The organism is Saccharopolyspora oryzae (assembly GCF_027853915.1).
In the GTDB taxonomy this organism is placed as follows: Bacteria; Actinomycetota; Actinomycetes; order Mycobacteriales; family Pseudonocardiaceae; genus Saccharopolyspora; species Saccharopolyspora oryzae.
Genome location: NZ_JAQGLA010000016.1, coordinates 37,382 through 60,500, shown reverse-complemented (window position 1 = coordinate 60,500; position 23,119 = coordinate 37,382). Strand labels below are relative to the sequence as shown.

Annotated in this window: 21 protein-coding genes; 13 read left to right on the top strand and 8 right to left on the bottom strand. The window is 69.5% G+C overall.

The window, feature by feature from the left end:
* Positions 1–118: 118 nt before the first annotated feature.
* From OU415_RS13710 to OU415_RS13700, 3 genes are all read left to right on the top strand, one after another.
* Complete coding sequence (locus OU415_RS13710; RefSeq protein WP_408641848.1) at positions 119–3,748, top strand: multifunctional oxoglutarate decarboxylase/oxoglutarate dehydrogenase thiamine pyrophosphate-binding subunit/dihydrolipoyllysine-residue succinyltransferase subunit; 3,630 nt, start codon at positions 119–121, stop codon at positions 3,746–3,748.
* Positions 3,749–3,920: 172 nt separating this feature from the next.
* Positions 3,921–4,097: a DUF6104 family protein gene (locus OU415_RS13705; protein ID WP_270949096.1), complete on the top strand. Its 177-nt coding sequence runs from the start codon at positions 3,921–3,923 to the stop codon at positions 4,095–4,097.
* Positions 4,098–4,352: 255 nt separating this feature from the next.
* Positions 4,353–4,904 carry a dihydrofolate reductase family protein gene (locus tag OU415_RS13700; protein ID WP_270949094.1) on the top strand — a complete coding sequence of 184 codons (552 nt, stop codon included), beginning with the start codon at positions 4,353–4,355 and terminating at the stop codon, positions 4,902–4,904.
* Positions 4,905–4,917: 13 nt separating this feature from the next.
* On the opposite strand, the gene OU415_RS13695 is transcribed toward OU415_RS13700, so the two are convergent.
* Positions 4,918–5,556 carry a hypothetical protein gene (locus OU415_RS13695; protein WP_270949092.1) on the bottom strand — a complete coding sequence of 213 codons (639 nt, stop codon included), beginning with the start codon at positions 5,554–5,556 and terminating at the stop codon, positions 4,918–4,920.
* Positions 5,557–5,749: 193 nt separating this feature from the next.
* On the opposite strand from OU415_RS13695, the gene OU415_RS13690 reads away from it, so the two are divergent.
* The 6 genes from OU415_RS13690 (at position 5,750) to OU415_RS13665 (ending at position 11,572) form a co-directional block, all read left to right on the top strand.
* Positions 5,750–6,046, top strand: a complete 297-nt coding sequence (locus OU415_RS13690; RefSeq protein ID WP_270949091.1) for a hypothetical protein — start codon at positions 5,750–5,752, stop codon at positions 6,044–6,046.
* Complete coding sequence (locus OU415_RS13685) at positions 6,046–7,746, top strand: alpha/beta hydrolase (protein ID WP_270949090.1); 1,701 nt, start codon at positions 6,046–6,048, stop codon at positions 7,744–7,746. Before OU415_RS13690 ends, OU415_RS13685 begins: the two co-directional genes overlap by 1 nt.
* A 92-nt stretch (positions 7,747–7,838) precedes the next feature.
* A complete protein-coding gene (locus OU415_RS13680; protein ID WP_270949088.1) occupies positions 7,839–8,324 on the top strand; it encodes an LppA family lipoprotein in 486 nt (161 codons plus the stop codon).
* 124 nt (positions 8,325–8,448) lie between these two features.
* Entirely contained in the window at positions 8,449–9,489 is a 1,041-nt protein-coding gene (gene tdh, locus OU415_RS13675) for an L-threonine 3-dehydrogenase (RefSeq protein ID WP_270949087.1), read from the top strand.
* Complete coding sequence (locus tag OU415_RS13670) at positions 9,489–10,676, top strand: glycine C-acetyltransferase (RefSeq protein WP_270949086.1); 1,188 nt, start codon at positions 9,489–9,491, stop codon at positions 10,674–10,676. The genes tdh and OU415_RS13670 overlap by 1 nt, the downstream gene beginning before the upstream one ends.
* Positions 10,673–11,572 carry a LysR family transcriptional regulator gene (locus tag OU415_RS13665; protein ID WP_270949085.1) on the top strand — a complete coding sequence of 300 codons (900 nt, stop codon included), beginning with the start codon at positions 10,673–10,675 and terminating at the stop codon, positions 11,570–11,572. The genes OU415_RS13670 and OU415_RS13665 overlap by 4 nt, the downstream gene beginning before the upstream one ends.
* Position 11,573: 1 nt before the next feature.
* Here the strand turns inward: OU415_RS13665 and OU415_RS13660 are convergent, their stop codons facing one another.
* The 3 genes from OU415_RS13660 to OU415_RS13650 form a co-directional block, all read right to left on the bottom strand.
* Positions 11,574–12,254, bottom strand: a complete 681-nt coding sequence (locus OU415_RS13660) for a DUF1028 domain-containing protein (RefSeq protein WP_270949084.1) — start codon at positions 12,252–12,254, stop codon at positions 11,574–11,576.
* Between the two features lie 10 nt (positions 12,255–12,264).
* The gene (locus OU415_RS13655) at positions 12,265–12,708 is read right to left on the bottom strand and encodes a GreA/GreB family elongation factor (protein WP_270949083.1); all 444 of its coding nucleotides are present in this window, start codon (positions 12,706–12,708) and stop codon (positions 12,265–12,267) included.
* Between the two features lie 367 nt (positions 12,709–13,075).
* On the bottom strand, positions 13,076–13,438 hold the full coding sequence (locus tag OU415_RS13650) for a DoxX family protein (protein WP_270949082.1): 363 nt from the start codon (positions 13,436–13,438) through the stop codon (positions 13,076–13,078).
* A 157-nt stretch (positions 13,439–13,595) separates the two neighbouring features.
* Between OU415_RS13650 and OU415_RS13645 the strand changes: the two genes are divergently transcribed.
* The 3 genes from OU415_RS13645 (at position 13,596) to OU415_RS13635 (ending at position 16,570) form a co-directional block, all read left to right on the top strand.
* Positions 13,596–14,462, top strand: coding sequence for a hypothetical protein (locus tag OU415_RS13645; protein WP_270949081.1), 867 nt, complete (start codon positions 13,596–13,598; stop codon positions 14,460–14,462).
* A 104-nt stretch (positions 14,463–14,566) separates the two neighbouring features.
* Complete coding sequence (locus OU415_RS13640; RefSeq protein WP_270949080.1) at positions 14,567–15,409, top strand: hypothetical protein; 843 nt, start codon at positions 14,567–14,569, stop codon at positions 15,407–15,409.
* 168 nt (positions 15,410–15,577) lie between these two features.
* Positions 15,578–16,570, top strand: a complete 993-nt coding sequence (locus OU415_RS13635; RefSeq protein WP_270949079.1) for a hypothetical protein — start codon at positions 15,578–15,580, stop codon at positions 16,568–16,570.
* A 56-nt stretch (positions 16,571–16,626) separates the two neighbouring features.
* On the opposite strand, the gene hutI is transcribed toward OU415_RS13635, so the two are convergent.
* From hutI to hutU, 4 genes are all read right to left on the bottom strand, one after another.
* On the bottom strand, positions 16,627–17,784 hold the full coding sequence (hutI, locus tag OU415_RS13630; RefSeq protein ID WP_270949078.1) for an imidazolonepropionase: 1,158 nt from the start codon (positions 17,782–17,784) through the stop codon (positions 16,627–16,629).
* A 33-nt stretch (positions 17,785–17,817) separates the two neighbouring features.
* Positions 17,818–19,131, bottom strand: a complete 1,314-nt coding sequence (locus tag OU415_RS13625) for a formimidoylglutamate deiminase (RefSeq protein ID WP_270949076.1) — start codon at positions 19,129–19,131, stop codon at positions 17,818–17,820.
* Between the two features lie 4 nt (positions 19,132–19,135).
* On the bottom strand, positions 19,136–20,338 hold the full coding sequence (locus OU415_RS13620) for an allantoate amidohydrolase (protein ID WP_408641846.1): 1,203 nt from the start codon (positions 20,336–20,338) through the stop codon (positions 19,136–19,138).
* Between the two features lie 135 nt (positions 20,339–20,473).
* Positions 20,474–22,126: a urocanate hydratase gene (hutU, locus tag OU415_RS13615; RefSeq protein ID WP_270949074.1), complete on the bottom strand. Its 1,653-nt coding sequence runs from the start codon at positions 22,124–22,126 to the stop codon at positions 20,474–20,476.
* Positions 22,127–22,335: 209 nt separating this feature from the next.
* On the opposite strand from hutU, the gene OU415_RS13610 reads away from it, so the two are divergent.
* On the top strand, positions 22,336–23,118 hold the full coding sequence (locus tag OU415_RS13610; protein WP_270949073.1) for an IclR family transcriptional regulator: 783 nt from the start codon (positions 22,336–22,338) through the stop codon (positions 23,116–23,118).
* Position 23,119: the final 1 nt, after the last annotated feature.

Below are 23,119 nucleotides of genomic sequence, written 5' to 3'. Positions count from 1 at the left end.
CGCTAGCCTGGTACCCGAGTGTGTCTGTAAATCACGAGCATATGGATCGAGGCGAACGCCAGCCGTGTCCAGCAGCCCTGCGTCACAGTTCGGCCCCAACGAGTGGTTGATCGAGGAGATGTACGAGCAGTACCTCCAAGATCCCACTTCCGTAGACTCGGCGTGGCACGAATTCTTCGCCGACTACAAGCCGGGCCAGGCAGCCACCGACAACACCGCTGCTGCGGCCGCTGCTGCAGCGGCCCCGACCACCACCGCGACGGCGACGCGCGTCGGCGAGACCAACGGTCAGGTCCCGCCGCCCACCGCGACCGCCGCCCCGGCGGCGAGCAAGCCCGTCGCCGCCCCCAAGCCTTCCCCGCAGCAGGCCGCCAAGGCCGCCCCGGTCAAGCCACCGCAGGCCGGTGAAGAGGTCAAGACGCTGCGCGGTGCCGCGGCTGCGATCGCCAAGAACATGGACCAGTCGCTGACCGTGCCGACGGCCACCAGCGTGCGCGCGGTCCCGGCGAAGCTGCTGTTCGACAACCGCATCGTCATCAACAACCACCTGAAGCGGAACAAGGGCGGCAAGATCTCGTTCACGCACCTGATCGGCTACGCGCTGGTCCGTGCGGTCCGGGACTTCCCGAACATGAACCGCCACTACGGCGAGGACGCCAAGGGCAAGCCCGCGGCCGTCACGCCGGAGCACGTCAACCTGGGCCTGGCGATCGACCTGCCGGGCAAGGACGGTTCCCGCAACCTCGTGGTCGCCTCCATCAAGGGCTGCGAGGACATGACGTTCTACCAGTTCTGGCAGGCCTACGAGGACATCATCCGCAAGGCCCGCGCCAACGCGCTGACCGCGGACGACTTCGCCGGCACCACCATCTCGCTGACCAACCCGGGCCCGTCCGGCACCAACCACTCGGTGCCGCGGCTGACCAAGGGCCAGAGCGCGATCATCGGCGTCGGGGCGATGGACTACCCGGCCGAGTTCCAGGGCGCCAGCGAGAAGACCCTGGTCGACATGGGCGTCAGCAAGATCGTGACGCTGACCTCGACCTACGACCACAGGGTCATCCAGGGCGCCGAGTCCGGCGACTTCCTGCGCCGCGTCCACCAGCTGCTGCTGGGCGAGGACGGCTTCTTCGACGACATCTTCGCCTCGCTGCGCATCCCGTACGAGCCGGTGCGCTGGACGAAGGACATCCCGGAGGGCGCGGTCGACAAGACCGCCCGGGTGCTCGAGCTGATCGACGCCTACCGCACCCGCGGTCACCTGATGGCCGACATCGACCCGCTGAACTACCGGCAGCGGCGGCACGAGGACCTCGACGTCCTGTCGCACAGCCTGACGCTGTGGGACCTGGACCGGGAGTTCGCCGTCGGCGGGTTCGCCGGCAAGGAGCACATGCCGCTGCGCGACGTGCTGGGCGTGCTGCGCGACTCCTACTGCCGCACCGTCGGCGTGGAGTACATGCACATCCTCGAGCCGGACGAGCGCGAGTGGCTGCAGCAGCGGGTCGAGAAGAAGCACACCAAGCCGGACCCGACCGAGCAGAAGTACATCCTGTCGAAGCTCAACGCGGCCGAGGCGTTCGAGACCTTCCTGCAGACCAAGTACGTCGGCCAGAAGCGCTTCTCGCTGGAGGGCGCGGAGACCGTCGTGCCGCTGCTGGACGCGGTGCTCGACACCTCCGCGGCGCACGACCTCGACGAGGTCGTCATCGGCATGCCGCACCGCGGTCGGCTCAACGTGCTGGCCAACATCGTCGGCAAGCCGATCTCGCAGATCTTCCGGGAGTTCGAGGGCAACCTGGACCCGGGTCAGGCGCACGGCTCCGGTGACGTCAAGTACCACCTGGGTGCCGAGGGCAAGTACTTCCGGATGTTCGGAGACGGCGAGACCAAGGTGTCGCTGACCTCGAACCCGTCGCACCTGGAGGCCGTGGACCCGGTGCTGGAGGGCATCGTCCGCGCCAAGCAGGACATCCTGGACAAGGGCCAGGAGGGCTTCACCGTCCTGCCGGTGCTGCTGCACGGCGACGCCGCCTTCGCCGGTCAGGGCGTGGTGGCCGAGACGCTGAACCTGTCGCTGCTGCGGGGCTACCGCACCGGCGGCACGGTGCACGTGATCGTCAACAACCAGGTCGGCTACACCACTGCGCCGGAGCACTCCCGCTCCAGCAAGTACTGCACCGACGTGGCGAAGATGATCGGTGCGCCGGTGTTCCACGTCAACGGCGACGACCCCGAGGCCTGCGTCTGGGTCGCGAAGCTGGCCGTGGAGTACCGCCAGGCGTTCGGCAAGGACGTCGTGATCGACATGGTCTGCTACCGGCGCCGCGGTCACAACGAGGGCGACGACCCGTCCATGACCCAGCCGAAGATGTACGACGCCATCGACAAGATGCGCAGCGTCCGCAAGGTCTACACCGAATCCCTGATCGGCCGCGGCGACATGACCGTCGAAGAGGCCGAGAAGGCGCTGAAGGACTACGCGGCCCAGCTGGAGCACGTGTTCAACGAGGTCCGCGAGCTGGAGAAGCACCCGCCGGCGCCGAGCCCGTCGGTGGAGTCCGAGCAGCAGGTGCCGCGCGGTCTGGCGACCAAGATCTCCAAGGAGACCTTGGAGCGCATCGCCGAGGCGCAGATCAACCTGCCCGAGGGCTTCACCCCGCACCCGCGGGTCAAGCCGGTGCTCGAGCGCCGCGCCAAGATGGGTCGCGAGGGCGGCATCGACTGGGCGTTCGGCGAGCTGCTGGCGTTCGGTTCGCTGGTGATGGAGGGCCGCGGGGTCCGCCTGACCGGTCAGGACAGCCGCCGCGGCACGTTCGGCCAACGCCACTCGGTGCTGATCGACCGCAAGACCAACAGCGAGTACACGCCGCTGCAGAACCTGTCGGACGACCAGGCGAAGTTCCTGGTCTACGACTCGGCGCTGTCGGAGTACGCGGCGCTGGGCTTCGAGTACGGCTACTCGGTGGCCAACTCCGAGGCGCTGGTGCTGTGGGAGGCGCAGTTCGGCGACTTCTTCAACGGCGCCCAGTCGGTCATCGACGAGTTCATCTCGTCCGGTGAGGCCAAGTGGGGCCAGCGTTCCGACGTGGTCATGCTGCTGCCGCACGGCCACGAGGGCCAGGGTCCGGACCACACCTCGGGTCGCATCGAGCGCTGGCTGCAGCTGTGCGCCGAGGGTTCGATGACGGTCGCGATGCCGTCGACCCCGGCGAACTACTTCCACCTGCTGCGGCGCCACGCGCTGGACGGCATCCAGCGTCCGCTGGTGGTGTTCACGCCGAAGTCGATGCTCCGCCTGAAGGCCGCGACCAGCCCGGTCGAGGACTTCACCGAGGGCAAGTTCACCTCGGTGATCGACGACCCGGCGCAGCCGAACCCGGCCGACGTCCGCAAGATCGTGATGTGCACCGGCAAGCTCTACTACGAGCTGGCCGCGCACCGCGAGAAGGAGGGCATCACCGACACGGCGGTGGTCCGGCTCGAGCAGCTCTACCCGCTGCCGCACCGGAAGCTGGGCGCGCTGCTGGAGCGCTACCCGAACGCCACCGAGGTCCGCTGGACCCAGGAGGAGCCCGCCAACCAGGGTGCCTGGCCGTTCCTGGGCCTGGCGCTGCCGGAGCTGTTCCCGCAGCTGGTCGGCAAGCTCAAGCGGGTCTCGCGTCGTCCGATGGCCGCCCCGGCCACCGGTATGGCCAAGGTCCACGAGGTCGAGCAGGCCGAGATCGTGCGCAACGCGTTCGCCTGATCTGATCGGCTGGAGCGGGCCGTCGGTTCCACCTGGAACCGGCGGCCCGTTTTCGCACTTCGGGGCGATGATGAGGTTCCGCTTCGCAGCCCCCTCGGGACGTTTCGTACCCTGCTGTTCTGGTCGCGCTGATTCCACGCGCCAGAAAGCGAAAACCCCCAAGGAGGAAGCGGTGTACTTCACCGACCGCGGCATCGAGGAGCTTGAGGACCGTCGCGGTGACGACTCGGTCACCCTGTCCTGGGTGGCCGACCGGATGCGCGCCTTCGTCGACCAGAACCCGGACTTCGAGGACGCCACGGAACGCCTGGCCACATTCCTCGCCCGAGACGACGCCGACGACGAGTAACGGGCGCAAGCCGCTGCCGGAAGAGCCCCGACCTGACCACGCGAGTGGGCGGCGGGGCTCGTTCCGCTCCCGATCGCGCCTGCCCCGCAGCGCTTTCCGCGCTGCCTCCTGATCGCGGCACGTTCGCAGAACCGATTGCACTCCGCTATCGGACGCTGCTAGCCTCCGAGCGATTGCACTTTGCAATCAGTCTTCTGCCCGGCTCCGCAGGGCGGGGTCGCCGAACGACGCTGCACGACAGGGAGACCGCTTTCCATGCGCAAGCTCATCTCGTTCACCGGCATCAGCCTCGACGGCTACTACAAGCGCACCAGCGGGGAGTTCGACTTCCCCCACGTCGACGAGGAGTTCTTCGACTTCTCCAACCGGCAGGACGCCTACCTCGACGCGCTGGTGTTCGGGCGCGAGACCTACGAGCACATGGCCGCGCACTGGCCGAACGCCACCGAGGGCGACCCCGAGATCATCGACTTCATGAATGGCGTCCCCAAGCTCGCGGTGTCCGACACCTTGGAGCGGGCCGACTGGAACAACACCACGCTGGTCCGCCGCGACGACATCGCCGGGACGATCAAGGACCTCAAGCAGCAGCCGGGCAAGGAGATCGCGCTGTTCGGCAGCGTGCAGCTGACCGCGAGCCTGCTCGAGCTCGGCCTGGTGGACGAGCTGCGGGTGATCGTGTTCCCGGTCCTCCTCGGAGAAGGTGTCTCGGCGTTCTCGACGCTCAGCGGGCAGGTCCAGCTCGAGCTGTGGCGGACCACGACCTTCCGCTCCGGCAACGTCCTGCTGGTCTACCGCCCCGCCTGACCCCGCGCGACGGTCAGCGCTGGTGGCGGGTGAGGCTGCGGCGCAGGCGGTAGAGGTTGCCCGTGGTCCCGTGCACGTCGTGGTGGGGACTGCTGGCCGCGGCGGTCTCGTCCGACCACTCCTCGTAGATCAGGACCCGGGTGCCGTCGGCGCTGATGTGGAAGTGGGCCGCGCGCAGGCCAGGCGGCAGATCGGGCGGAGTTCCGATCCGGGCCTGCGCGTCGGCCACCAGCCGACTCGCGTGCTCGAACCCGTCGCTGTCCGAGACGAACACCGCGACGACCTCACCGCGCGGCCGGTCCTCGGCGACGACGCTGCCGCGCAGGCGGTACCTGACCAGGCCAGGCCGCTCGATGCCCGGAACAGCTTCGTCGATCCCGCGCACCAGCGTCGGCCGGTAGGTGCGCACGAACTCGCGGTGCGCGTCGTCATCGGTCCACTGCGCGTAGTTCAGCACCGCCTCGCCGTCCAAGCTCACGAAGCAGTTCAACGACAAGAACGCTGCCGGCCAGGGCGCCACCTTCCACTCCGAGATGGTGGCGTCCACCGCGTCGCGCTGCCGCTGCGGCGTGCCGACGATCCAAGGACTCACCAACACGGTGCCGACATCGCTCCGGGTGATCTCCGGCAGCACGATGCGGTCAGAGCTCATCGCAGCCTCCACATGATCGACGAATGCTCCCCAACCACCCTCAAACCTCCACCAAGGAAGAGGTCAAGCCCGGATCGCGATGCAGCGGCGAAGGACTTCCCCTCCGTCCGCGCGCGCATTCGCGCGACTTGCCCTCCGAAACGGGCGAACTGGGCGTCGAGCATTGGTATGGTCCCCCGTTCGGGGAGGACAAATGACCTATCAGGTTCTGATCGGGGATCTTCGGAAGGCTTCGGACGCAACGCTCTCAGCGGTTGAACAAGCCCGGGAATCGAAGCTCGGCGCGGTGGGGGAAAAGATCAGCCAGGCGTTGCCCGGCTCAACGGCAGCCGCGGCCGCAACGAGCACTAGCCGCAGCTGGATGGACAGCGTGAAGCGGTGGTGCCAATCCGGCACAACGCACGCCGAAGCCCTGGCCCGGAGCGCTGCCACCTACGAGGCGACGGACCAGGGGGCTGCGTCGGACATCAACGCTGCGGGTGGTGCGTGATGACGACCGTCGCGAACATCCGCCAGTGGAAGCCGGCCCTGCTCGACGAAGCGATCGACGACCTGAAGCGGGAAGAAGACCGCCTGGTGCGGCTGGACGACGAACTCGCCACGTCCGGCAAACCAGCGGAGTGGCAGGGCGAGGCGGCCAAAGCCGCCGAGGACCGGCATCGCGACCTCGGCGAGAAGCTGCGAGAGCTCGTGGTCGAGGTGGCGGCGGTGCGCCGAGCCCTCATCGAGAACGTGGACGAGGTCCAGGCGGTGCAGCGGCAGCTGGCCGAGGCAGACTCCCTGGCGAGTTCCTACCGCTTCCGCATCTGCGACGACGGCCGGATCGAAGACCTGGAGCACGTGGTGGTCGGCGGCCCCGGCAGCCGGCTCGACGAGGAGGACCGCTACCGGATCCAGCAGGTCCGGCCCGACCTGGTGGACCGCGTCGAACGCCTGCTCGCCCAGGCCGACGACGCGGACGCCGAGCTGACCAAGGTGCTGCGGGACGCGGACCTGAACCTGATGGAAACCGGGGAGGGCGGCTCTCTCGCGGACGCCGCGGCCCTCGGAGACGCGCACGGCCTCGCCGAGACCGTCGAACCGCCGCCGCCGGGGACTCCGGCCGACAACGCCCGCTGGTGGGAATCCCTGCCCGCCGAAACGCGAGCGGCAATGGCAGAGGCACCACCACCGTGGCTGGGCAACATGGACGGCATCCCGGCCACGATCCGACACACGGCCAACGTCAATCGCCTCGACGACGAGCGCGTGATGCTCCAGGCTCAAGCAGCTCAGCTGCGGTCGAAGATGGACAAGCCGTACCCCGGGCCCGGTGGCAGGTTCAACAAATCACTCGACCAGGCAGAGCTCGATCGAGTCGATGCCAAGCTGAAGTCCCTGGACGAGATCGAGAAAGTCCTGGGCCCAGAACGAGATCAGCGCCAGCTCCTGGTCATGGACAGCTCCGGCGAACGCATGAAAGCAGCAGTAGCGACCGGCGACGTGGACACGGCCAAGCACGTGGCCGTCTTCACCCCGGGCCTGGAAAGCGCTGTGGAGAAGGGCAGCCTTCAGGACTACGACTTGGCAATGGAACAGCTCAGGCAGGACGCTCAGCGACAATCCTTCCGATACGGGGACAGCGGCGAAGTCGCCGCTGTGACCTGGATTGGGTACGAAGCGCCGCAGTTGAGCGAAATACCCGAGCCAAGCGATTCGGTCGCCTCTGCCAGTTCAGCCAAGCGTGGCGCGGAAGACCTGGCCAACTTCTACCGCGGGATCAACGAGTCCCGGTCGGATGACCCGCACCTTGTCGCGCTGGGGCATTCATACGGGTCAACGACTACCGGATACGCCCTGCAGCAGGAAGGCACCGGCGTGGACGATGCCGTGGTGATGGGCTCTCCTGGATTGGGCACGCCGCTCTACTCGGGAGTCAACGTTCCTGATGGGCACACGTACAACCTGGAATCCGACTGGGATCCTGTGGCCGACTTGGGCCGTTTTGGAGCAGACCCGTCGGACATGCCCAGCGTTGACAACCTGTCCACTCAAGAGTCCGTTTCAGCGGACGGCCAACAGCTATCGAGGTCGGTGGGCCACAACACCGGCGGCGGCACAGGATATCTGGATGCTGGAACTACAAGCCAGTACAACGTCAGCGTGGTGGTAAGCGGATTACCCGAGCGCGCTGTGGACGCGAAGGAGTGACGTAGCGGTTGTCAGTGGGGCTTTCGCGGATGAAAAGTCTGGTATTGGTCTTGTGCGCGACGCTTTCGGTCGCGGCATGTGGGGGGAAGCCGGTGACTTCTAGCTTCGAGGGTGATGAATCGGCGCAGCGGGAGGAGCTGATGCGGAGACCGAGCATCGAGGAGGTGACGGCTCGGTACCAGGAGATGCTGGGCCGGGTGAGAGATGCCTTGGCTTCCGAGTTCCCGTGGATTCAGTGGATGCAATCGGATGAGATCGGCCGTGCTGGGTGTGCGCAGTTTCCCGCATTCAGGTCGGACGGCGAGACTCGAACGCTTGGTATATGGACAGCGAATGGGAACCTCCCGGATGCGCAGTGGCCACGCGCCCAGCAGCTCACAGAGGCTGTTGCGCGCGAATACGGATTCGGTCCGGTACGTGCCATCGTCGATCGTCCATCGGACCACGAAGTCGTGAGCTTTGATCAGTACGGCGCCAACATCAAGATCGGCACCGCGAAGAACACCGTCCTCAGCGGCGGCACCGACTGCCACCTGCCGCAGGCGGTGAAGGAGCGGATCGCTTCGACCGGGCAGTAGCTGCGTCACTCGATCTGGTTGCTGTGCAGTGGGGCTTACCAGGCAGTGCAGAACTTCGCGATGGACGGTTGGGGCCGGTCGGGCCAGACTCCGTTTCGATGCAGACATCGAGAGCGGAGGAACCGTGCGCGCACTGGTGAAGACCTCGCCCGCGCCCGGCCTGGAGCTGGCCGAGGTCCCGGATCCGACCCCGGGCCCGAACGACGTGGTGGTGCGCGTGCTGCGCACCGGGATCTGCGGGACCGACCTGCACATCGCGTCGTGGGACGAGTGGGCCGCCCGGACCGTGCCGACACCGCTGGTGGTCGGGCACGAGTTCGCCGGGGAGGTCGTGGCGACCGGCAGTGCCGTCACCCGGGCCTCGGTGGGTGACTTCGTCAGCGGCGAGGGCCACATCGTGTGCGGGAAGTGCCGGAACTGCCTGGCCGGGCGCCGGCACCTGTGCGCGCACACCAAGGGGCTCGGCGTGCACCACAACGGGGCTTTCGCCGAGTTCGCGGTGCTGCCCGAGCAGAACGTGTGGGTGCACCGCAGCGAGATCGACCCGGACGTGGCCGCGATCTTCGACCCGTTCGGCAACGCCGTGCACACCGCGCTGAGCTTCCCGGTCGTCGGCGAGGACGTGCTGATCACCGGTGCCGGGCCGATCGGGCTGATGGCCGCCGGCGTGGCCAAGCACGCGGGCGCGCGGCACGTGGTGATCACCGACGTCAGCGAGCACCGGCTGGAGCTGGCGCGGCGGATCGGCGTCGACCTGGCGGTGGACGTGTCCAAGACGCGGCTCGCCGACGCGCAGCAGCAGCTGGACATGAGCGAGGGCTTCGACGTCGCGATGGAGGTGTCCGGGCAGCCCGCGGCGCTGCGGGAGACCGTGGCGAACATGTCGCACGGCGGCCGGATCGCGATGCTCGGGCTGCCCGCCGAGGAGTTCTCGGTGGACTGGAGCGCCGTGGTGCTGAAGATGCTCACCGTCAAGGGCATCTACGGGCGCGAGATGTTCGAGACCTGGTACTCGATGTCGGTGCTGCTGGAGTCCGGGCTGGACCTGTCGCCCGTGATCACGCACCGCTTCCCGTACACCGAGCACGCCGAAGCGTTCGAGACGGCCCGCAGCGGTCGCTGCGGCAAGATCATCCTCGACTGGACAGCGGAGGGTTCCGCCTGATGTACACGATCGCCGACGGACTGCGCGCCGAGCTGGACGAGATCCGCGCCGCGGGCCTGTACAAGGACGAGCGGGTCCTGGAGTCGCCGCAGAGCGCCCGGGTGGGCGTCGCCGACGCGGAGGTGCTGAACTTCTGCGCGAACAACTACCTCGGGCTGGCCGACCACCCCGCGCTGCTGGCCGCCGCCGAGCAGGCGCTGGCCAAGTGGGGTTTCGGGATGGCGTCGGTGCGGTTCATCTGCGGCACGCAGGCCCCGCACAAGGAGCTGGAGAAGCGGCTCTCGCAGTTCCTGAGCACCGATGACACGATCCTGTACAGCTCGTGCTTCGACGCCAACGGCGGGCTGTTCGAAACGCTGCTCGACGACCGCGACGTGGTGATCTCCGACGAGCTCAACCACGCGAGCATCATCGACGGCATCCGGCTGTGCAAGGCCCGCCGCGGCCGCTACCGCAACCGGGACATGGCCGATCTGGAGCGGTTGCTGCGGGAGAACTCCGACGCGCGGCGCAAGCTGATCGTCACCGACGGCGTGTTCTCCATGGACGGCTACCTGGCGCCGCTGGACGAGATCTGCGCGCTCGCCGAGGAGTACCAGGCGCTGGTCGTGGTCGACGACTCGCACGCGGTCGGCTTCACCGGTCCGAGCGGTGCGGGCACGCCGGAGCTGTTCGGGGTGACCGACAAGGTCGACGTCGTGACCGGCACGCTGGGCAAGGCGCTGGGCGGCGCGAGCGGCGGTTACGTGTCCGGGCGGGCGGAGATCGTGGAGCTGCTGCGGCAGCGGTCCCGGCCGTACCTGTTCTCGAACTCGCTGGCCCCGTCGATCGTGGCGGCTTCGCTGGCCGCGCTGGACCTGGTGGCCTCGAAGCCGGAGCTGCGGCAGCGGCTGCGGGACAACAGCGAGCTGTTCCGGCGGCGGATGACCGAGGAGGGCTTCGACCTGCTGCCCGGCGAGCACCCGATCATCCCGGTGATGATCGGAGACGCCGCCGAGGCGGCCCGGATGGCGGATCTGCTGCTGGCCGAGGGCGTGTACGTGATCGGGTTCTCCTACCCGGTGGTGCCCAAGGGCAAGGCCCGCATCCGCACTCAGATGTCGGCGGCGCACTCCGCCGCGGACGTGGAGCGGGCGGTTGCGGCGTTCGTCGCGGCCCGCGCCGGGATGGCTAGCATCGAAGGGTGATTGACCCGCGGCGGCTGCTGATCCTCCGCGCGCTCGCCGACCACGGCACGGTGCGCGCGGCGGCGGAGCGCCTGTACCTGACTCCGTCGGCGGTGTCGCAGCAGCTCACCGCGTTGGAGAACGAGGTCGGGCAGCCGCTGCTGGTGCGCCAGGGGCGGCGGGTCCGGTTGACCGCCGCCGGCGAGCTGCTGGTGGAGCACGCGAAGGCGGTGCTGGCCGAGCTGGAGCGGGCGGAGGCGAGCCTGGCGGCGTGCGCGGAGGGCACGGTCGGCACCGTCGAGGTGGCGTCGTTCGCGTCGGCCATCACGCAGGTGGTGGCCCCGGCGATCGTGGCGTTGCGCGGTCGCGCACCGGACGTCCGGGTGCTGGTGCGCGACGCCGAGGCGCACAACAGCCTGATGATGTTGCTGGCCGGGGAGATCGACATCGCGATCTCGATGGAGTACACCTCCACGTTGCAGGCCGACGCGCGCCGGGTGACCCGCTTCCCGCTCTACACCGAGCCGTTCGACGTGGTGCTCCCCCGCGATCACGCGCTCGCGGACGCGTCCGAGGTGGCGTTGGGCGAGCTGCGCGAGGCGGAGTGGATCGCGCCGCTGCCGGGCAACCCGTGCCGGGCGGTGGCCCAGGTGTGCTGCGAGAACGCCGGTTTCGTCCCGGACATCACGCACACCTCGGACGACTTCCACGCCGTCGAGGCGCTGGTGGCGGCGGGCACCGGGGTGGCGCTGGTGCCGCGCACGGCGATCTCCGGCGATCTCGGCGCGATCTCGCGTCCGGTGGCCGGAAAGGCGCCCACCCGGCGGGTTTTCGCCGCTGTCCAATGTGGACGAGACGAGCACCCGCTGGTGCGCGTGGTGCTCGACGCCCTGCTGGAGCACCCCGGCGCGGGGTGAGTCAGCCGAGCAGCTCGTCGAACCTGCCCCGCGGGTTCTCCCTGGTCGGGAGGGCCGCCACGAACGGCAGCAGCTCCTCCTTCGCGACCTCGTGGATCCGGCGCAGCTCGGCGACCGGTTCGGGGTGGTCGTCGACCCGCAGGTCGAGGTACGGGTACGGCGCGCCGTTGTTCACGTGCAGCGCGGCGCTCTGCTTCCCGCGCCGGTCCCCGCCTGCCCGCTGGCCCGCTTCGAGCGAAGCGAGCAGCCGTTCGTGCAGCGGTTCGCCCGCGGTGGCCTCGAAACGCTCGGCCATGGCGTCCACCGTCCGCGCGTCCACCAGCATGTTCCCGGCGACGGCGTACCCCGGTCCGACGCGGTGGCCGCGCCACGGATGCGTTTCCGGACCGGTGTGGGCCGCAGCGCGACCACACCGGTCCACGACGATCACCTGGCGGGACTCCGCGCCCGGGTCCGAAGCGAGGAGCTTGCCCAGCGCCTCCTCGGCCGAGTGGGTCCGGAGCAGTTCCAGGCCGTCGATCCCGAGCAGCGGGTTGATCAGCGCCTGGGTCGCGACGGCTCCGGAATCGGCGCGCGCGTGCACGGCCAACGACCCGATCGCCGGCATGCAGGTGCTGATCGCGACACCCGCGCAGCCGGCGGCCACGTCGTGGGCAACGATCGAGAACGTGCCCGCGTACACGCCGAACCGCTCAGCGGTGCTGCCCGTGGGGCACCGCGCGCACGAGCGTCACCTCGGCCGTTCCGCCGTTGGGGACGTCGTAGGTCCGCGTTTCGCCCTGGCGGGCTCCGGTCAGCGCGGCGCCGAGGGGCGATTCCGGCGAGTAGACGTCGAGGTCGTCATCGGCACCGTCGCGCGCGCCGAGCAGGAACGTCTCGGTCTCGCCGTCGTCGAAGCGGACGGTGAGGACCATGCCGGGCTCGGCGACGCCGTCGTCCGGCGGGGTTTCACCGACCACCGCGTTCCGCAGCAGCTCCTGGATCTCGCGGATCCGGGCGCGCCGCTGCCCCTCCTCGGTCAGCGGGTCGGCCTCGTCGCCACTGCCCTCGGCGCGGCGGGCGAGCAGGTCGTCGAGCTCGGCGCGCAGCCGGTCGTGCGCTTCCCTGGTCAGCCAGCGGGGTTGAGCAGTGGTCATGGTTACCTCGTGTTTCGATCGGTTCGGACGCGTTCGACTCGCAACGTTCGGATGCGCGGGGATGCCTCTTCGGCCGATCTGGCGGCCGGTGCGCGTTCTCCCTGGGGCCGAAATCGGCGGGCGCTCAGCGGGCTGTGGATTTCCCTCGCCGCGAGCAGCTGCATCGCATCGGCCGGAGGTCACCGGGTACGCGCCGATCACAGCGGACGTGCGCGGTTACGCAGACCATGACCAGCCCTCCCGTGTTTCGACACCGGCGTTCCAGACCGAGGATGGCCGAGCCACGAGTCACAGCTGTTGTCCGGAACGAACAAAAACTTGATCGAATTTGTCCGTTATCTCCATCAAGTTGCGGGCGGGAGTGTGCTTACGCGCGCGGGCACGACGCGAGGTCGAGGACCAGCGTGGCGACGGCGAACGCCAGGAAGAGACCGGGCCCGACGATCGTGCGGTACTGCCGGGTGCGCACGTGGGCGATGATCGCGCCGATGTAGAACAGGACGAGCCCGACGGCTGCGGCGATGCCGATGAACCGGATGCCCAGCAGGCCGATCAGGAGCCCGAGCGCGCCAGCGGCTTTGAGCGCGCCGAGCTTCGGCAACCACGACTGCGGCACCTGCACGGCCGCCGAGTTGGCGAGGACGAACTTCGCCCGGGCGAAGTCGGCGGCCGCGATGCCGGCGTTGAGCAGGATCGTGACGGACGCGACGACCAGGTGAGCTGCGTGCACGGAACTCCTCCTCCGCAGTTGCTCCGCACAGCTTGACGCGTCGCCGCGCCGCGTCCAACACCCGGATGTCACCCGGGTTCGCCGAACCGCCATCGCGGGTTCGAGTTGATCACTACGCTGCACGCCGTAACCACGGACGTTCGGAGATGTTTTACGGATGCTGCTCGCGGCCCTCGCCGTGCTGGCCGTCGTCGCCGTGTTCTGGACCGACACCCAGCGCGGCCGCAAGCTCCTGGTCAAGTGGGGCGTGCCCGAACCCTCGGAACCCCAGGTCAAGACGGCCCTGCACTACCGCCGGCTGCGATGGGCGTGCTACCCGTTCCTGCTCGCCGCAACAGCCCTGGTCACCGACTGGGTGGTCGGGGACGACGACTACTCGGGTCTCTCGATCCCGGTGGCACTGCTGCTCTCCGCAGCGATCGCCGAGCTGCTGGCACTCCCGACGAGTCGGCACGCGCCGCCCGTGCGGCACCCTTTGTTCTCGCTCGTCCCGAAGTGGGGCGTGGCGTTCTACAGCATTACGGTGCTGACCACGATCGTCCTCGGATTCGTCGATCTGTCCGTGGCGCAGTACGCGACGTCCATGCTGGCCGACAACATCGCCACCGGCGAGGACAGCCCGTTCGCGCAGCACGTGCCGTTCGTCGTCCCGCTGGTGGCGACCGCGGTGGTCCTGCTGGCCGTCGCCGTGGTGCTGCGGATGTCCGCGACGCGATCGTTCAGCGCGGATTCCGAAGTGGACCGCGCACTGCGCGTCCGGAGCGCGAGGGTCGCACTGGCGCTCGGCGCGGTGAGCCAAGTGTTCTACGCGCTCCCGCTGGCTTATTGGCGAATCCCGGCGATCGCCGGCAAATGGGGTTCACCACCGAATGACTCCGCAGTGGACTGGGCGCACCAGGTCGACGGCATCGCCACCCTTCCACTGGTCGTACTCGTGTACGGCACGCTGGCCTGCTGGCCGATGCTCGCCAGTCCGCCCAACCGCAGGGGCCTGTTCCACAAGCGCACCACCGGAGTTTCCTGAGCAGCAGCGGACCCAGTCGCAGCACCGAAAGTCCGAAACCGCCACCGCGGGTTCGAGTTGATCACTACTCTGCACGGCCGTAGCTCGCACGTTCGGAGGGCGACTTGGACCTGCTGTTCCTCTCACCGGTCGTGCTGGTCGTCGTCGCCCTGTTCTGGACCGATACCCAGCGCGGCCGCAAGCTCCTGGTGAAGTGGGGCGTGCCCGAACCATCGGAACCCCAGGTCAAGACGGCCCTGCACTACCGGCGACTGCGATGGGCGTGCTACCCGTTCCTGATCGCCGCAACAGCCCTGGTCACCGACTGGGCGGTCCAGCTCGAAAGCTACGAGATCCTCTCGATCCCGGCGGCGCTGCTGCTGTCCGCAGCCATCAGCGAGCTGCTGGCACTCCCGACCAGCAAGCACGCACCACCCGTGCGGCACCCGCTGTTCTCGCTCATCCCGCGATGGGGCGCCGTGCTGTACGGCATCGCGCTGCTGACCACGATCATCCTCGGGATCGTCGACCTGTCCGCGGTGGGCCTCGCGAGGTCCGCGCTGACCAGCGGTCCAGAAGGCCGCGAACCGATCACTTCGATCACCTTCCTGCTGGTGGCGACCGCGGTGATCCTGCTGGCCCTCGCGGTGGTGCTGCGGTTCTCCACAACACGATCCTTCAGCACCGACCCCGCGGTGGACCTCGCGCTGCGAACTCGAAGCGCACGGGTCGCGCTCGCGCTCGCCTTGGTGAGCCAGGCGGTGTACGTGCTTCCGCTGACCTGGTGGTGGATCCCGGCGATCGCCTTGCGCGTCCAGATGGTGTTAGACGACTCCACAATGGACTGGGCACGCCAGCTCAACTACGCCAGCGGAACGCTGCTGACGCCGTTCGTGCTCGCCACCCTGATCTCCTGGCCCCTGATCGCAAAACCTCGATCTCCCAGGGGAATCCTCCGCGAGCACTGATCTCGCCTTCGTGAGTGGCGATGGTTGCGCTTACCACCATCGCCACTCACGAGAACTCGACCAGCAACGAACTGTTCGTGTAACCGGAGTTGTCCACAGCAGTCAGCGTTATCCACAGATTCAGATAGGCCCCTGGCACCGGCGAAGATGCGCCTGGATCTTGGACCCATGTCGAAGAATCCGAAGTGGTCCGCTGACGTCTTCACCTCGCACGAGGATCGCGAGCGGTGGAGGAAGCTCGTCGATACGCAGTTCGGCGTCGTGAGCACCGCGCAACTCGCCGAGTTCGGCGTGTCCCGGAACGCGCTCCGGGCACAACTCGACGCACAACGCTGGCAACGAGTCCTACCCGCGGTGTACGCGGTCTTCACCGGCCCGCTGCCGAGATCGACCTTGATCTCAGCGGCCTTGTTGTACGGCGGACCGTGGGCAGTGCTCAGCCACCGGACCGCAGCCGAGGAATGGGGAATGCTCCCCATCAACTCGGACGGCCCCGCGCACATCACGGTTCCGTATAGCAGCTCAGCGGTTTCCAAACCGCCGCTGGTCCAGGTGCACCGCTCCCGCGCGTTCAAGCACATCGTCGCGCCATCAGATCCGCCGCGGACGAATCGAGAAGACACCATCATCGACGTGGCGGCCTCCGAGGCTTCCAAAGAAGCAGCGAGGAACACGTTCATCCAGCTCATCGGCGCGAACCGGATCCCGCTTCCACGAGTGCACGAGCAGCTGGAACGAAGACCACCGTTCCGCTATCGCAAGACTCTCGAGCACGCATTGGACATGATGCTCGGCGGCGCGGTCTCGGCATTGGAGGCGGAGTACCTGGTTCAGGTCGAACGCGCCCATGGCCTGCCCGAGGGGCTGCGCCAAGTGCCGTTCGACGTCGACGGGCTCGTGCTGTGGGAGGACGTCGCGTACGACTCATCCGGCGCGCAGCTCACCGTGCGTCTCGACGGTCGCGAGTTCCACTCCACGAATCGGATCGCCTTCCGCGATCGACGTCGTGACAACGCAGCGGAACTGGCCGGGCGCGCCCGCCTGGTCTACGGCTGGCACGAAGTCCACGAAAGCCCGTGCGATGTCGCTGCTGAGGTCGCCGCGATCCTGATGCGCGAGGGCTGGCGCGGGAGCATGGCGTCTTGCCGTAGGTGCAGGTAAGGACTCGTGAGTGGCGATGGTTGCTCTTACCACCATCGCCACTCACGAGAACTCGATCAGCGAACCCGGTTGCCCTTGCGCCAGACCGCTTGGGTGAGCGGGACGCCGGGGCGGTAGGCGAGCCAGGTGGTGCTGGGCGCGTTGAGGACGTGCACGTCGGCGCGGGCGCCTTCGCGCAGGACGCCGACAGCTCCTTCGCCGGTGTTGCGGCGCAGGGCCTTCGCCCCGCCGAGGGTTGCCGCGCGGATCGCTTCGTCGATGGTCATGCGCATCTGCAGGACCGCCGTGGTCACGCAGAAGGCCATCGACGAGGTGTAGGACGAGCCGGGGTTGCAGTTGGCGGCCAGGGCCACCGTCGCACCAGCGTCGAGCAGCGCTCGGGCGTCCGGGAGCGGCTGGCGGGTCGAGAGGTCGCACGCCGGCAGCAGCGTCGCGACCGTGTCGGAACCGGCCAGCGCGTCCACATCGGACTCGTTCAGGTAGGTGCAGTGGTCAACGCTCGCCGCGCCGACCTCGACGGCGAGCTTCACGCCGGGGCCCTGCTGGAGCTGGTTGCCGTGCACCCGGAGGCCGAGGCCGCGGGCCTTCGCCGCCTCCAGCACCCGGCGGGACTGGGCCTCGTCGAACGCGCCGTGCTCGCAGAAGACGTCGCACCAGCCCACATGCGGGGCCACCGCGTCGAGCATCTCGCCGCAGACCAGGTCCACGTAGCTGTCCGCGTCCTCGCCCGGCGGCACCAGGTGCGCGCCGAGGAAGGTCACCTCGTCGGCCTCGGCGGCGACCTTCGCCGAGCGCAGTTCGTCGGCGACCGTCAGGCCGTAGCCGGTCTTGGTCTCCATGCAGGTGGTGCCCTGCGCGGCGGCTTCGTCGAGGTGCGCGCGCAGGTTCGCGGCCAGCTCCTCGTCGGTGGCGGCGCGGGTGGCGCCGACGGTCACCGCGATCCCGCCCGCCTGGTAGGGCTTGCCGTCCATGCGGGCGGCGAACTCGCTGGTGCGGTCGCCGGCGAACACGAGGTGGCTGTGGCTGTCGACCCAGCCCGGCAGGACCGCGCGGCCGTCGACGTCGACCCGCTCGTCGGCGTCCGGAGCGTCCGATGCGGATCCGACCCAGGCGACGCGGTCGCCGTCGAGGACCAGGGCGGCGTCGGTGAGCGTGCCCAGTTCGTCGTCGTTCGTGGTCAGCTCGCCGATTCCAGTAATAACAGTGGTTGCCATCGCTTGCTGGTCCTTGCTCCTAGTACTTGCTGTTCATCGAGGTTTGCGCAGGTCGTTGATGGAATCGCGGAGCTCCCGCGCCGCATCGACCGCGCAGTGCGCCCGGTCGCGCACGATGCGTTGACCGTCCACGATCACCTCGCGCACGTCGTCGGCCCGCGCGACGGCCGGGACCGCCCCGGGCTCGGTTCCGGCGAGGCGGGTCGAACCGACGTCGATGGCGACGAAGTCGGCGCGGGCTCCGACTTCGAGCCGGCCGGCGTCGGTCCAGCCGAGGGACCGGTGGCCGGATTCGGCTGCCGCGTCGAGCAGTTCTCCGGCGCTGAAGTGGCCGCGGGTTTCGGCGTCCAGCCGCTGGTACGACTCGATCGCCTGGACTTCGGCGAACGGGTCGATCACCGAGTGCCCGTCGCTGCCGATCGACAGCCCGCTGCCGGCGGCCCGCAGCGCCGGGGCGGGACCGATGCCGTCGGCCAGGTCCGCTTCCGTCGTCGGGCACAAGCAGACCCCGGTCCCGCTGCCGCCCAGCAGCGCCACGTCGTCGGCGGCGAGGTGGGTGGCGTGGACGGCGGTGGTGTCCGGGCCGAGCACGCCGCGCGATTCCAGCAGCTGCGTCGGCGTGCAGCCGTGCGCGGCGAGGCAGGCATCGTTCTCGGCGCGCTGCTCGGACAGGTGGACGTGCAGCGGCTTGCGACGCGCCCAGTCGACGACGTCCGGGATCTGCTCGCTCGGCACCGCGCGGACCGAATGCACCGCAGCGCCGAGGCGGATCCCGTCACCGTCCACAGTGAACTCTCCTACCCGGGCTGCCCAGCCCGCCGCGTCCCGATCGGAGAACCGCAGCTGCACGCCTTCAAGGCCGCGACCGAAACCGCCTGCCAGATAACAGGTGTCCAGCAACGTGATCCGGATTCCCGCGTCCCGCGCCGCCTGCACCAGCGCCTCGCCCATCGCGTTCGGATCGGCGTAGCGGGCGCCGTTCTCCGCGTGGTGCAGGTAGTGGAACTCGCCGACGCAGGTGATCCCGGCCAGCGCCATCTCCGCGTACACGCCTCGCGCGAGCTGGTAGTAGCTGTCCGGGTCGAGCGCCTCCGCCACCTGGTACATCTGCTCGCGCCAGGTCCAGAAGGTGCCGCGCGCACCGGTGTGCCAGCCGCGCAGCGCGCGGTGGAAGGCGTGCGAGTGGGCGTTGGCGAGACCGGGCAGCACCATCCCCGGCAGCCGCTCGGCGTCACCGGCCGGAACGCCGACCGCCACCGCGGTGATCCGACCGCCGTCGACGTCGAACCGCACGTCCGGCTGCGGGCCCGACGGCAGCCAGGCCCATTCGCACCAGTAGGTCGTCACGGCTTCACCCCGCCAAGCGTTCCAGGACGCGCGCGAGCGCGTGCGCGCCTTCGGTGCAGTCGTCGGCTTCGGCGTGCTCTTCCGGGGCGTGGCTGATACCGGTCGGGTTGCGCACGAACAGCATCGCGGTCGGCACCTCGGCGGCGAGGACGCCCGCGTCGTGCCCGGCTCCCGTGGCCAGCGCCGGAACGTCGCCCAGCAAGCCGCTGAGCTGGTCGCGGAACGCCGGGTCGAAGTGCACGGTGTCGCCGTAGGACTCCTCGACGACCTCCACCTGGCAGCCCTCGGCGGCGGCGAGCTCCTGGGCTGCGCCGGTCAGATCCGCCACCATGGAACGGGTTCCCGCGTCCAACGGCGATCGCGCGTCCAACCAAACGTCCACAGTGGACGCGATGACGTTGGTGCCGCCCGGGGTCGGCACCAACCTGCCGACCGTCGCCCGGCCGTCGGCGACCGCCCCGGCGGCCCGGCGCGCTTCCACCACCAGCTGCGCGGCGGGCAGCATCGGATCCCGCCGGTCGGCCAGCAGCGTCGCGCCCGCGTGGTTGCCCTGGCCGCTGAACCGGAACCGCCACCGGCCGTGCGCCAGGATCGAGGATGCCACCGCGACCGGCCGGTCCAGGTCGATCAGCCCGCGCCCCTGCTCCACGTGCAGCTCGACGAACTGGCCGATGCGCCGCAGCGCCTCCTCGTCCCGCCCCACCAGGGACGGGTCCGCGCCGAAGGAGCTCATCGCCTCGGCGAAGGTGACGCCGCTCGGGTCGCGCAGCGCGCGGGCGCGGTCGGCGTCGATGGTCCCGGCCAGCAGCCGCGAACCCAGGCACGGCACGCCGAAACGGCCGCCCTCCTCCTCCGCGAACACCACCACCGCCAGCGGCCGCCGCGGGCGGAAACCCTTCGCCCGCAGCAGATCCACGGCGCTCAGCGAGCTGACCACGCCCAGCGGTCCGTCGAAGGCGCCGCCGCCGGGCACCGAGTCCAGGTGGCTGCCGGTGACCACCGCGGCGTCGCCCGGCTCGCCCCACCACGCCCAGATGTTGGCGTTGCGATCGGTCGTCACCCGCAGGTCTCGGGCCTCGGCCTGCTCGACGAACCACTCGCGCAGCTCCCGCTCGGCGTCGTCGAAGACGTGCCGCGAATACCCGCCACGCCTCCGATCAGCACCGACTCCGTCGATCGCCGCCAACAACGCATCAGGTGTGACCACCACGACCCCTTCCCACTCGCCTAAGGCTGACCGGTGCATTTCCGCAGGTGGAGACCCGTGAGTACTTTGAGGCGCTATAGCACCCCAAAGTGCTCACGGCCCTTGACCAGCAACGACGCATGCCTGCTCCGAAAATCACGTCACCAGCGGCGTGCGGACGCCGCGCTCCGCCGCGACCTGCTCGGCGCGCTGGTAACCCGCGTCGACGTGGCGGATCACCCCCATGCCGGGGTCGTTGGTCAGCACCCGCGCCAGCTTCCGCCCGGCCAGCTCGGTGCCGTCGGCGACGGTGACCTGCCCGGCGTGCAGCGAGCGCCCCATGCCGACCCCGCCACCGTGGTGCAGCGACACCCACGTCGCCCCGGAAGCCGTGTTGACCAGCGCGTTCAGCAGCGGCCAGTCGGCCACCGCGTCCGAGGTGTCGGCCATCGCCTCGGTCTCCCGGTACGGCGAGGCCACCGATCCGCAGTCCAGGTGGTCGCGGCCGAGCACCACCGGCGCCTTGAGCTCGCCGGAGGCCACCATCTCGTTGAACCGCTCACCGGCAGCGGCGCGCTCGCCGTAGCCGAGCCAGCAGATCCGCGCGGGCAGCCCCTGGAACGAGACCTTCTCCCCCGCCAGCCGGATCCACCGGGCCAGGTGCTCGTCCTCGCCGAACAGGTCCAGGATCGCCCGGTCGGTCGCGGCGATGTCGGCCGGATCCCCGGACAGCGCCGCCCACCGGAACGGGCCCTTGCCCTCGCAGAACAGCGGCCGGATGTAGGCGGGCACGAACCCCGGGTAGGCGAACGCGCGCTCGTACCCGGCGAGCTGGGCCTCCCCGCGCAGCGAGTTGCCGTAGTCGAACACCTCCGCACCCGCGTCGAGGAACCCGACCATCGCTTCGACGTGCTCGGCCATCGACTCGCGCGCCCGCTCGGTGAACTCGTCGGGCTTCGCGGCCGCGTAGTCGGCCCAGTCCTCCAGCGCGACGCCCTTCGGCAGGTAGGACAGCGGGTCGTGCGCGGAGGTCTGGTCGGTGACGACGTCGACCGGCACCCCGCGCCGCAGGACCTCCGGCAGCACCTCGGCCGCGTTGCCGATCACGGCGACCGAGTACGCGCGCCGCTGCTCCTTGGCGGCCACGGCCTTGGCGATCGCGTCGTCGAGGTCGACGGCGACTTCGTCGAGGTAGTGGTGCCGGACGCGGCGGTGCGCGCGCTCGGGGTCGCACTCCACGACCAGCGCCACGCCGTCGTTCATGGTCACCGCCAGCGGCTGCGCGCCACCCATGCCGCCAAGGCCGGCGGTGAGCGTCAGCGTGCCTGCCAGGGATCCGCCGAAGCGCTTCGCCGCGACCGCGCCGAACGTCTCGTAGGTGCCCTGCAGGATGCCCTGCGTGCCGATGTAGATCCACGAACCGGCGGTCATCTGGCCGTACATCATCAGGCCGAGCGCGTCGAGGCGGCGGAACTCCGCCCAGTTCGCCCAGTCGCCGACCAGGTTGGAGTTGGCGATCAGCACCCGCGGCGCCCACTCGTGGGTCTGCAGCACCCCCACCGGCTTGCCGGACTGCACCAGCAGCGTCTCGTCCTCGCGCAGGTCGGTCAGCTCGCGCACCATCGCGTCGAAGGACGCCCAGTTCCGCGCGGCCTTGCCCGTGCCGCCGTAGACCACCAGGTCATCGGGCCGCTCGGCGACCTCGGGGTCGAGGTTGTTCTGCAGCATCCGCAGCGGCGCTTCGGTGCTCCAGCTGCGCGCCGTCAGCGTCGTACCGCGCGGGGCGCGCACGGGTCGGGCTTGGCTCATGACACCCTCCACTTCACACGAACTCGGTGATGGCGGCGCGCACGGCGCCAGAGCGGCTCAGGTCCTCGACTTCGGCGATCTCCGGGGCGACGCGCGCAGGTCCCGCACCGCGCGTTGTCACGCATACCTCCATACCAACGCCACTGCGCGGTTCGCATAAGCCCGGATAGGGTGAGAGCGTCTGGCATTCCAGACGGTGGGAGGTTGCAGTGGGCGACAGCAGCGACGTGCCGGCCCTGCGGCGGGGTCTGGCGATCCTGCGGCTGCTGGCCGGGCGGGCCGGGCCGGTGTCGGCGGGCGTCATCGCCCGCGACCTGGACCTGCCGCGCTCCACCACCTACCACCTGCTGGGGGAGCTGGTGGCGGCCGGATTCGTCACCCACCTGCCCGAGGAGCGGCGCTACGGCCTGGGCATGGCGACCTTCGAGCTCGGCTCCGCCTACCTGCGCCACGACCCGCTGGAGCGCCTGGCCGGACCGCTGCTGCGCCGCCTGGTCGACCAGGTCGGCACCACCGCGCACCTGGGCGTCCTGCACGGCGGCGAGTCGCTCTACCTGCTCAAGGAGCGCCCGTCCCAACCGCAGACGCTGGTCACGGACGTCGGCGTGCGCCTGCCCGCCCAGCTGACGGCGTCCGGCCGGGCGATGCTCGCGCACCTGCCTGCGGCGCAGGTCCGCGCCCTGCTGCCCTCCAGCGAGGTGTTCGTCCGCCGGACCGATCGCGGCCCCCGCAACCTCCCCGAGCTCCGCCGCCTGCTCGGCACCGAGCAGCGCCGCGGCTGGGCCGTCGAGGACGGGTTCGTCACGGCCGGCTTCGCCTCGGTGGCATCAGCGGTGTTCGACCACGGTGCGCGCCCGATCGCGGCGATCAGCGTGACCTTCCGCCACCTCTGCGAAGGCCCGGAGTGCGGCGAGACCTGGCCCGACCTGGCCGCCCACGTCCACCGAACGGCAGCAGAGCTGACCACCAGGATCAGCGGCCGCCCCACCTGAC